This is a genomic window from Vibrio sp. YT-19(2023) (assembly GCF_033337395.1).
The window spans coordinates 1-1,241 of the sequence record NZ_JAWOQN010000118.1; the positions used below are offsets into that span (position 1 = coordinate 1).

Consider the following 1,241-nt stretch of genomic DNA (forward strand, 5'->3'; position numbering starts at 1 on the left):
TTGCGCACACCGAAGCGGACGAAGAACCGGCGCTGGTCGTCGTCCACCCCCCGTTCCTCGGCCTCGGCGCTGGTCATGCTCGACAGGTAGGACTGCCAGCGGATGTTATCGACCAGTACCGAGCTGCCCCGGCTGGCCTGCTGCTGGTCGCCTGCGCCCATCATGGCCGCGCCCTTGCTGGCATGGTGCAGGAACACGATAGAGCACCCGGTATCGGCGGCGATGGCCTCCATGCGGCCAATCACTTGCGCCATGGGGCCGCTGGCGTTTTCTTCCTCGATGTGGAACCGGCGCAGCGTGTCCAGCACCATCAGGCGGCGGCCCTCGGCGGCGCGCTTGAGGCCGTCGAACCACTCCGGGGCCATGATGTTGGGCAGGCTGCCGATCAGCGGCTGGATCAGCAGGCCGTCAGCCACGGCTTGCCGTTCCTCGGCGCTGAGGTGCGCCCCAAGGGCGTGCAGGCGGTGATGAATGGCGGTGGGCGGGTCTTCGGCGGGCAGGTAGATCACCGGGCCGGTGCGCAACTCGCCCACGTCCAGCAGGTCGGGGCCGCCTGCGATCTGTGCGGCCAGTTGCAGGGCCAGCATGGATTTACCGGCACCACCGGGCGACACCAGCGCCCCGACCGTACCGGCCACCATGTTGGGCAAAACGTAGTCCAGCGGTGGCGGCGCTGCTGCGAACGCCTCCAGAATATTGATAGGCTTATGGGTAGCCATTGATTGCCTCCTTTGCAGGCAGTTGGTGGTTAGGCGCTGGCGGGGTCACTACCCCCGCCCTGCGCCGCTCTGAGTTCTTCCAGGCACTCGCGCAGCGCCTCGTATTCGTCGTCGGTCAGCCAGAACTTGCGCTGACGCATCCCTTTGGCCTTCATGCGCTCGGCATATCGCGCTTGGCGTACAGCGTCAGGGCTGGCCAGCAGGTCGCCGGTCTGCTTGTCCTTTTGGTCTTTCATATCAGTCACCGAGAAACTTGCCGGGGCCGAAAGGCTTGTCTTCGCGGAACAAGGACAAGGTGCAGCCGTCAAGGTTAAGGCTGGCCATATCAGCGACTGAAAAGCGGCCAGCCTCGGCCTTGTTTGACGTCTAACCAAAGCCACCGGGCAACCAATAGCCCTTGTCACTTTTGATCAGGTAGACCGACCCTGAAGCGCTTTTTTCGTATTCCATAAAACCCCCTTCTGTGCGTGAGTACTCATAGTATAACAGGCGTGAGTACCAACGCAAGCACTACATGCTGAA

General features: G+C 63.0%; 2 protein-coding genes. Both read right to left on the reverse strand.

Translation table 11 applies throughout. The features are described from left to right. A partial coding sequence (locus tag R7E78_RS24245) for a helicase RepA family protein (RefSeq protein WP_318058354.1) occupies positions 1 to 719 on the reverse strand: 719 nt, incomplete at its 3' end. A 29-nt stretch (positions 720 to 748) separates the two neighbouring features. Continuing rightward, positions 749 to 955: a plasmid repression protein F gene (urfF, locus tag R7E78_RS24250; RefSeq protein WP_007857788.1), complete on the reverse strand. Its 207-nt coding sequence runs from the start codon at positions 953 to 955 to the stop codon at positions 749 to 751. Positions 956 to 1,241 lie beyond the last annotated feature (286 nt).

Coding starts and splice junctions, on each gene's coding strand:
- urfF (WP_007857788.1), bottom strand. CDS start 955: ATGAAAGACCAAAAGGACAAGCAGACCGGCGACCTGCTGGCCAGCCCT.